Source organism: Janthinobacterium agaricidamnosum NBRC 102515 = DSM 9628 (genome assembly GCF_000723165.1).
GTDB classification, from domain to species: Bacteria; Pseudomonadota; Gammaproteobacteria; order Burkholderiales; family Burkholderiaceae_D; genus Janthinobacterium; species Janthinobacterium agaricidamnosum.
In genome coordinates, this window is the sequence record NZ_HG322949.1 from 5,941,097 (window position 1) to 5,948,754 (window position 7,658).

Below are 7,658 nucleotides of genomic sequence, written 5' to 3' on the forward strand. Positions count from 1 at the left end.
TAGTCGGGGGACGGAATGGCCCTTGCCCCGCTATCGGAGTGGCGGCGCCAGCCGTCCGTAGAGAGTGGGAGCCCCAGCTTGGGGAGTCGAGCGACAGCGAGAAGGGGCGCTTCCCAGCCCCGGCTCACCTTTTACGGACCGCCTTTGCTGTCCATGTAACTACACCTTGTATCAACATCAACAGGGGATACACGCATGGAATCGAACGCAGTACGCGCACGCCGGAACGAAGACCGGGTGCTGGTGGCCGTGGGCCTGGTCGGCTGGCTGACCGTCGCCCAGGTGGCCGCCTGGGTGTGGCCGGACAGCGGCAAGCACTCCGCCACGAACCGAGCGGCCGAGGTGATGGCCAGGCTGCTGTCCGGTCGGCTGCTGATGCGCAGGAAGTCGGGCACCGGCGTGTGGGGCTACCTGCTCACGAACACCGGCGCCGCGCGCGCCAATGCGGCCTACGAGGAGGACGCATTCCGGGCGGGCTACGACCTGTCCATGCTTGACACCTACCGGCAGGCCGCCATCGTCGGCTACCTGCTCACCCAAGCGGCCGACGTGAAACTGGGACCGGCCGGTGTGCGCGGCGGCGTGCGATGCGGCCTGGTCGAATCGGCACTGGCGGAGGCTGATGCGCTCACCTGGTCGCCTGAGCTGTGCGCCTGGCGCGCCGCCCTGCTGGTTCGCAACCTGCACCCGGAAGTGCTGGCCAAGGCGCGCCGCGTGCGCGCCGCCGCTGGCCACTTCCAACTGCTCGGGCCTCCCCACCTGGTGCAACAATTCGGGAGGGCCATGCATTAGAATCGCTGGCATGACCACACCCAAACCCAAGTCAGGCCTTGTGCATGCGCTGGAAAAGCTGGAGACCAGCCGCCGCAAAGCACCCAAGAAGCCAGCGCCGCAAATGTCGCTGGACCTGTGGCCTGATGCGGTGCGCGGCGTGCCGAACGCCGTGCTGCGCGGTGCCCTGTTCAGCATTTCCAAGCGCAGGGAGTTCGTGAAGAACGAGCTTATCGCCTCGGTGGAAGGCCATCAAATCCGCTTCACCGGCCAGCGTTTCAACCAGACCGACCTCGACACGTTCGAAATGCTTGTCCACCTGGCGCGCCTCCAGCCTCTCGGCAACCGGGTGGACTTCACGGCCCACAGCCTGCTCAAGACCATGGGGCGCGGCACCGGCAAATCCCAGCACCAGCAGCTGCACGACGAGATTATCCGGCTCCGGTCGGGGAACGTGGAAATCACCTGGGAGGCGCTGGACAAGGTCTACGGCGAAGGGCTGGTGAAGAAATACTATATGGACCGGACCATCGGCCGCTACGTGGTCGAGCTTTCGCCGGAAATGCTCACGCTATACGAGACCGGCTATTCCCAGGTGGACTGGGGCCAGCGCCAGGCGCTGACGAACAACCTATCGAAGTGGCTGCATGGCTTCTACGCCAGCCACGCGAAGCCCTACCCCTACAAGGTCAGCACCATCAAGGACCTGTGCGGCAGCACGTCCAAGGACCTGCGCGACTTCCGCCGGATGCTGAAGACCGCCCTGGCCGACCTGGTCACGGTGGGCATGCTGGTCGACTGGACCATCGACGAAAAAGACCTGGTCACCGTCCAGAAGGTCCCGACCTTCAGCCAGCGCCAGTACCTGGAGCGCGCCGCCAAAAAGCAGCGCGGCCGGTAACGGCAGCTGACCCACACCCCCACGGCAGCTGACCCACGGCCACGGCATTTGACCCACGCGCAGCACGGCAGCTGACCCACGCCCAGCCATTTCCGGCGGCACGGCATTTGACCCACGGTGGCACGGCATTTGACCCACGCACCCACGGCATCTGACCCACGCACCCACGGCATCTGACCCACGGCGGCGCCCGGCAAAACGGCCCGGAAAGGCCCAGCCCATGCGGGATTCGCGGAACTGTCCACAGCCCGCTAATCCTTTCTTATTATTCTTTTAATCGGTTTTTAATCCCGCCCTGTGGATAAGCTTGAGGCGCGGGGTCTGGACATCGTCGCAGCGCGGGACGACCGCGCTAAACGCTCCTGCATGTCCATCGGTGGCAAGGGGGTTCCGTCCCTTCGGGCGGAATCCGGACATTCGTCCGGACTTGAGCCGCCCCCATCGCGGGTGGGCGGGCGTCTGAAAAACCGGTCTTCAGGAAACGGTCTGTTTGCGACGGCGGGGATTGGCGTCGCCGCCGGACCGCCAGCTGCTGACGCCGCGCAGGCTCCGGTCGGCCTCCTCCATCCTGGCCAGGCGCACCCGCTCGGCCGCCACCTGGTCGGCGCCTGGGCCGAATCGCTCCTCCAGCGCTTCAAGCAGGACGTCCTGACCATCCATGGCCGCCGTGATGGCAGCGTGCAGCTCAGCGAAGTCCTCGTCGGACAGGCGGACGGTCCTCATTCTTCACCTGGTCGGCTGTCCAGCCAGTCGTAGGCCTCGGCTTCGGCATCTGCGAACGCATCGGCCAGCGCATCCTCCCTGGTGATGTCCGGCGCCTCTACCGGCGGGAACACGCCGCCGCCAACCTCTTGGCCATCCTCCAGCAGCCGCAGGCGCCACCCGCCGCCCAGGTGGTCGGGGCGCGGCAAAATCTCGTAGGCGTAGGTCATGGCTCAGCCCTCCAGCCTGGCGGCCTTGAAGCCGATGGCACGCAGGGCCGCGACGGCGGCGTCAAGCGTCCGGAACTTCCGCTCCGTCTTCGTCCTGGCATCGACCAGCACACCGGCAGACTTCGTGCTCACCGGCCCCCGCAGGGAAATTGACCAGGTCGGCACGTCCATCAGCGTCGAGTCGTAAATCTCAAAGGCGGTGAACGTCCCGCGCTCAAAGTCCCGTTTGGCTTCCGCCATCGTCCAGTTCAGCAGCATAAATCCCCCATGTGGAATAACAAAAAGCACTTTAAGTATATACATAAAGTGCTTTTTGTCAAACATAAATGCTTTTTTGTTGTCTATCCGGCGGTGGCCACCTCCGCCTGGAGCGAGTGAATCAGCACCCGCAGGGCCTCTACCTGGTACATCGCGGGCTCAATGAAGTGGTCGAGCAGGTAGGCGGTATGGTCCGGGTTCACCACCCGGGACGCGCCGCCCATGCTCTCCATCTGGATATCGTTGATGCAGGTGATGCCCAGCAGGGTCTTCTCCAGCGTTTCGACTTTGGTTTTCAGGTCTTGGAAGGTCTCGTTTTTCATTATTTTTCCTTGGTTTTCAACCGGCCGCGGCGAACTGCAGGACCTCGGCGGTCGGGAATTCGACCACGTCAGCGGTGTGCATTTTGGTCAGCAGGTTGCCGATGTGCGCGTGCATGGCCGCCAACTCCTCGGCCACGGTCCCGGCCTTGAGCATGTGGCGCAGGCGCGTGTTCTCGGCCGTCATCTCGTCCAGCGCCAGCTGCTTGACCCGTAACTGCTCCTCCAGCTGGAGGCACTTGTTTGTGGCCGCGCGCTGCACCCACAGGTCCGTGGGGCTAGCCCGGATATCGGGCCACTCCGAAGAACAGAGCAACGCCTCACCGGTGGCGCGGTCGTAGTCGATATAAAAATCGTGGAAGCCCGGGCGGGTCAAGAAGTACTCCGGGTCTTGCACCGTCGTAGACATCACCCACCACATCGAGAACGGGATTTCGCTTGTCCCGTTCTCCCAGTTGCGGATGGTCCGCTCATTGACCCGCACGAAGGCCCCCAGCTGCTCGGTGGTCATGTACATCACGTGTTCACGCCACAGCTTGAGCTGGCCCGGGCTGATGCCCTGCTCATTCATGCAATAGGCGTAGCGCGCCAGGATGCGCTGCAAGCGGTCCTCGGCCATGTCCTTGAACAGCGGCACCGCCGGATACCGCGTCATGTTGGTGACGTCGTATGGCGGCAGGTTTTCGGCCTTCTTCAGTGGCGCCAGCTTGAACATTTCCACCATCCGGTCCCGGTACACTTTCCCGGTCACCTTCTTCTGATAGGCCCGCACTGGGGCTGTGGTCGTGCTTTTGCGTGGCCCTTTCAGCTTCTTGACCTTCGGGTTTGGATGCTCACCGTTGGCGGCGTTGTAGCGCGCCAGCGCCTGGAGCTTTTCATCATCTGCGAAGCGTGACGGCATACTCCACCCTCCAAAAATGGGGATTACGCGGTGGCCAGCGCGCAGCTGGCCGAACGATTTTTTATTACCCGCAGGTATTCCGCGACTTCGTCGCGGGTCAGCGGTCGGGTCTTGGCGGTTTCGATGATGGCGGGCAGGCCGCCGGGGTCAGCGGCGGCAGTCATCCATGCCGGGGTCCACGGCGCCCGCGTGCGGACGTAGTCCCGCAGCAGGCCTTCCAACATGGCGCGGCCACCGGCCTCGCCGCCACGGTCCAGGGCGCGCAGTATCATCGCCATGCCCGGGCGGCCCAGCGACGGATGCGTCGCTTGCAGCAGGTCGTCCAGCGAGAAGTCCACCACAGTCGGGTCCTCGGCCAGGTCAAGTTCGCCCTGGTCGTTCTCCTCCTCGTCTTCCCACTCCGACGGTGTCGGGATGCCCAGCTTTTTGGGCAGCGCGCCCGCGTTGAAGCGGTTCACGCCCTCCAGCGCCTGGATGGCGCGGGTCCATTCGTGGGCGGCCGTCTGGTCGCCCCGGTAGATGGCGTCGAGCAGCTGGGACAGCGTGCGCCCCTTCTTCCGGCCCTGCTTGGTGTTCTGCGACGACAGCTCATGCGCCGATTCCATTTTGGCCACGTAGTCGTTGATGCAGTTGGCCTTGAAGTCGAAACCGTGCTCGGTGCAGCGGCCGCCCTCTTCGGTGACGGCCTTCTCCCAGGCGGCGCGCATGGCCACCTCCAGCTGCTCCACGTCGGCGTCCTTGTCATGCGTGACCAGCAGGTGGAAGTGGGGATGCAGGCCGTTTTTACCGACCGTCACTTCGAACGACTTCACCTTGCCGATGTACCCGGCCTTCTTGTAGCCCTTCGCCATCCGCTTGTCCCACAGGCCGAAAGCAGCCAGCAGGCGGCGCGTCACTTCGCCCCAGTTCTCGCCGTAGTGGTGGGAGAGCGTCAGCGTCACCAGGGATGCGCTCTTGCCCGCCGCCTCGAGCGCGGGCATCAGCCCTGCGCGTATCCAGCTGCGATATCGCGCCACATTGGCGCGGGCGCACACCTCGCACGTCCAGTTCGACCCACAGCGGAAAGTCTGGATGCGGCGCGCACCCTTGGCGCCGCCTATTTCGAACTCGGCACGGCCACTGGTGCGGTCCTTGCCCGCATTCCAGCGCCCACAGCCGACGACGGATGACCCCCGGAGATTGGTCCCGTTCTTCTTGAAATACTGGGACATCAGACCCTGCTGGACCCCCTGGAGGACCACCGGCCGGTAGCGCTTTGCGGTTGAGGCGGGTGGAGTATTCCTATGCTTTCCGAGTTGGCCGCCTGGCGCGGCCTTAGAACCGACCATCAAAACCTCCAAAAACAGCCCCGAAAGCCTCCAAAAGCGGAGCGCAGCCGGTCACGGCTGCATGAGTAGGGCGGGAGGAGGATGCGGAAAAGGTCATTGGACGTGCGAGAAGGCCGCTGGGGCCGCGAACAGTGGAAAAGCAGTGTATGCACCCGTTTTAGATGCGCAGCCCGCTGGAGCCGCGCCTGGGGCGCTGGAGGGGGGCAAAAAGCGCATCCGGCCTACTTCGACGTGGTCGCGGTGGCGGCCGGGGCCTTGTTGGCCATCATGACCAGCACAGCCAGGACGGCAACGACCATCAAGGTCTTGCCGCTGCCACCGCTGCCGGACAGCATAGGGATGGACGGAATCGGGTTCATTGCGCGTCCTCCTCTTCCACCTCATCGGCAGCGGCGCCCACGCTGGCCGCCGCCAATGGGGACTTGGCGTAGAACTGCCCCAACAGGTGCGCGTGCGTGGTCGGGCGGGCGGCAGCATCGACCGGCTGCACGATGGGATTGCCTTGCAGGAGACGGAAAATCAGGTAGTTCTCCGACATGGCGCCGAACAGCTCTTGGTGCTCGGCCACGGTCGAATCGTGGTGACCGCCCAGCATGCCGCTCTTGAGGGAGGTGCTCAACAGGGAGACGATGCGCTCGTCGTTCTGGTGCATCCGCTCCAGGCACTCGTCCAGCAACTCAGGCTGGACCGCCTCGCTGATGAAGAAGCAAGGGCGCTGCACCGTGCGAATCATCGCGGCGCCAGGCTTCAACTGCTCGGCAGGGGTAGGGGCGATGTCGTCGTCCGGCAGGTCCACGCCCAGGGCGGCGTAGAAGTCGCTCAACTGCTTCAGGAACGTCATATCCGGCTGATAGCTGCCGGTTTCGAAGTTCTTCAGCTTGTGGCCTGGCAGCTTGGACTGCTGAATGACCTGGGTCTGCGACAGGCCCAGACCACGCCGCGCATCGCGGGACTGCGCCGGGGTAATGGGGTGTTTCGAGGGGGTTTTCACTGGATAGCTCCTATGTAATCGTCGGAAATTCGACATGGAGCCAGAATATCGACAGAATTCCCACCTGTCAATATTTAGAACAACTATAGTAAAACTCGTCAAACTATGGACAAGCCAACTGTTGCTATTTAGCCACCTTGCCCGGGTCTGGATACAACCATTCCCCGCCGATTACATCCCCTTCCTCCTCGTCCAGCAGCAGCTTGTTCCCCACGTTCGTGGTCAGCCCCTCCGCGCAGCTCAGCACCAGCTCCTCCAGCGTGCCGTCCACGGCCTCCCCGAAGTACTTCCGGAGCTCCGGCTCGGTCGCGTTAGCCACCATGGCGGCCGTCGTCAGCAGGGACGACAGCCCCATATCGCCCAACTGGCGGCCAGCCAGCGACAGGACCAGGCTCTGGAAAGCACTGCGCTCATGGGTTTTCAGGATGGAGATAGCCATGGCCAGGCGGACAGCGGCACGCCAGTCCCGCCGCCGGACCAGCTCCAGCGACGCCTGGTCAGATGCCAACTCGTCGCCCATGAGGAGCCAGTTCGGAGTCACGCTCAGCGCCTGGCACAACAACCGAATCTCCCGGGCTCCCGGCCTGAAGTTACCCGACTCGTAGCCCACCAGGACGGTCCTGGCCACCCCCTTGCCCGCCTGGTCGACCATCTTCGTGCGCGCCGCCAGCGCCGTCTGCGACAGCCCGCGCCCCTCCCTGGCCGACCTGATGCGGTCGCCAATACCATCCTCCGGCGCGGGCGCGCCGCCCGCTTCCGCCGGGTCGACCGGCTCGGTTTCCATCTCGGTTTTCGGTTTTTTCATTTGGATAGACTGGTAAAACCACACAGCTCAACCGGCCGGTTGCCCTTTAGTTCCGGGGCTTCCGCTCAGTTGAGCAGAAAATAACAGTCAGGATTCTAACCCCCTGCCGATAATCCGGACACTTTTTCCGCCTAGGGGTAGGCCTACCCCCGCCTACCCCTACCCGTATCCGGCGATGCCACCAGGTGCGCGGGGTTGGGGGTTGTGACCGCCGGACGGCGGCGGAGCGCGTGCAGCGCGACGTGCTGAGGCCACGCCGAAGCATCAGCGGGGGGCCGCCGGTTCGGGCGCGCCGAGCAAGCGCCAGCGCGCCGAGGTCGGCCGGGCCGGTGGGGGCGCAGCCCGGCTCCCCCGAACGCGAGAGAGCGGGGCAAGGGCTATTCCGAGGGCGGGCTCTTTCGCCCGTTCCACCGACGCGGGCCCCAGGGCATGGCGCCAGCCATGACCAGGG

11 protein-coding genes are annotated in these 7,658 nt (G+C 64.4%); 2 read left to right on the forward strand and 9 right to left on the reverse strand.

Annotated elements, in window-relative coordinates; all coding sequences use genetic code 11:
* The first annotated feature begins 195 nt into the window (after positions 1-195).
* Together GJA_RS27945 and trfA are read left to right on the forward strand one after the other, a co-directional pair.
* Positions 196-792, forward strand: a complete 597-nt coding sequence (locus GJA_RS27945) for a hypothetical protein (protein ID WP_038498132.1) — start codon at positions 196-198, stop codon at positions 790-792.
* 10 nt (positions 793-802) lie between these two features.
* A complete protein-coding gene (gene trfA / locus GJA_RS25870) occupies positions 803-1,672 on the forward strand; it encodes a plasmid replication initiator TrfA (RefSeq protein WP_167541149.1) in 870 nt (289 codons plus the stop codon).
* Positions 1,673-2,146: 474 nt separating this feature from the next.
* Here the strand turns inward: trfA and GJA_RS25875 are convergent, their stop codons facing one another.
* From GJA_RS25875 to GJA_RS25910, 9 genes are all read right to left on the reverse strand, one after another.
* Complete coding sequence (locus GJA_RS25875) at positions 2,147-2,395, reverse strand: hypothetical protein (protein ID WP_038498135.1); 249 nt, start codon at positions 2,393-2,395, stop codon at positions 2,147-2,149.
* Entirely contained in the window at positions 2,392-2,604 is a 213-nt protein-coding gene (locus GJA_RS25880; protein WP_038498138.1) for a hypothetical protein, read from the reverse strand. Before GJA_RS25880 ends, GJA_RS25875 begins: the two co-directional genes overlap by 4 nt.
* Before the next feature lie 3 nt (positions 2,605-2,607).
* Complete coding sequence (locus GJA_RS25885) at positions 2,608-2,928, reverse strand: hypothetical protein (protein ID WP_038498141.1); 321 nt, start codon at positions 2,926-2,928, stop codon at positions 2,608-2,610.
* Positions 2,929-2,945: 17 nt separating this feature from the next.
* Positions 2,946-3,185 carry a hypothetical protein gene (locus GJA_RS25890; RefSeq protein WP_038498144.1) on the reverse strand — a complete coding sequence of 80 codons (240 nt, stop codon included), beginning with the start codon at positions 3,183-3,185 and terminating at the stop codon, positions 2,946-2,948.
* Positions 3,186-3,201: 16 nt separating this feature from the next.
* Complete coding sequence (locus GJA_RS25895; RefSeq protein ID WP_038498148.1) at positions 3,202-4,083, reverse strand: helix-turn-helix domain-containing protein; 882 nt, start codon at positions 4,081-4,083, stop codon at positions 3,202-3,204.
* A gap of 23 nt (positions 4,084-4,106) precedes the next feature.
* Positions 4,107-5,294 (reverse strand): rep family protein, encoded by a 1,188-nt coding sequence (locus GJA_RS25900; protein WP_144241656.1) that lies wholly within the window; start codon positions 5,292-5,294, stop codon positions 4,107-4,109.
* Positions 5,295-5,632: 338 nt separating this feature from the next.
* On the reverse strand, positions 5,633-5,770 hold the full coding sequence (locus GJA_RS27950; protein ID WP_156484167.1) for a hypothetical protein: 138 nt from the start codon (positions 5,768-5,770) through the stop codon (positions 5,633-5,635).
* Positions 5,767-6,402 carry a helix-turn-helix domain-containing protein gene (locus tag GJA_RS25905; RefSeq protein WP_038498154.1) on the reverse strand — a complete coding sequence of 212 codons (636 nt, stop codon included), beginning with the start codon at positions 6,400-6,402 and terminating at the stop codon, positions 5,767-5,769. Before GJA_RS25905 ends, GJA_RS27950 begins: the two co-directional genes overlap by 4 nt.
* Positions 6,403-6,526: 124 nt before the next feature.
* A complete protein-coding gene (locus GJA_RS25910) occupies positions 6,527-7,207 on the reverse strand; it encodes a helix-turn-helix domain-containing protein (RefSeq protein ID WP_144241657.1) in 681 nt (226 codons plus the stop codon).
* Positions 7,208-7,658: the final 451 nt, after the last annotated feature.

What these genes read in the sequence shown, in the direction of transcription:
- GJA_RS27945 (WP_038498132.1), top strand. Translation starts at nt 196, where the DNA reads ATGGAATCGAACGCAGTACGCGCACGCCGGAACGAAGACCGGGTGCTG.
- trfA (WP_167541149.1), top strand. Translation starts at nt 803, where the DNA reads ATGACCACACCCAAACCCAAGTCAGGCCTTGTGCATGCGCTGGAAAAG.
- GJA_RS25875 (WP_038498135.1), bottom strand. Translation starts at nt 2,395, where the DNA reads ATGAGGACCGTCCGCCTGTCCGACGAGGACTTCGCTGAGCTGCACGCT.
- GJA_RS25880 (WP_038498138.1), bottom strand. Translation starts at nt 2,604, where the DNA reads ATGACCTACGCCTACGAGATTTTGCCGCGCCCCGACCACCTGGGCGGC.
- GJA_RS25885 (WP_038498141.1), bottom strand. Translation starts at nt 2,928, where the DNA reads ATGTTTGACAAAAAGCACTTTATGTATATACTTAAAGTGCTTTTTGTT.
- GJA_RS25890 (WP_038498144.1), bottom strand. Translation starts at nt 3,185, where the DNA reads ATGAAAAACGAGACCTTCCAAGACCTGAAAACCAAAGTCGAAACGCTG.
- GJA_RS25895 (WP_038498148.1), bottom strand. Translation starts at nt 4,083, where the DNA reads ATGCCGTCACGCTTCGCAGATGATGAAAAGCTCCAGGCGCTGGCGCGC.
- GJA_RS25900 (WP_144241656.1), bottom strand. Translation starts at nt 5,294, where the DNA reads ATGTCCCAGTATTTCAAGAAGAACGGGACCAATCTCCGGGGGTCATCC.
- GJA_RS27950 (WP_156484167.1), bottom strand. Translation starts at nt 5,770, where the DNA reads ATGAACCCGATTCCGTCCATCCCTATGCTGTCCGGCAGCGGTGGCAGC.
- GJA_RS25910 (WP_144241657.1), bottom strand. Translation starts at nt 7,207, where the DNA reads ATGAAAAAACCGAAAACCGAGATGGAAACCGAGCCGGTCGACCCGGCG.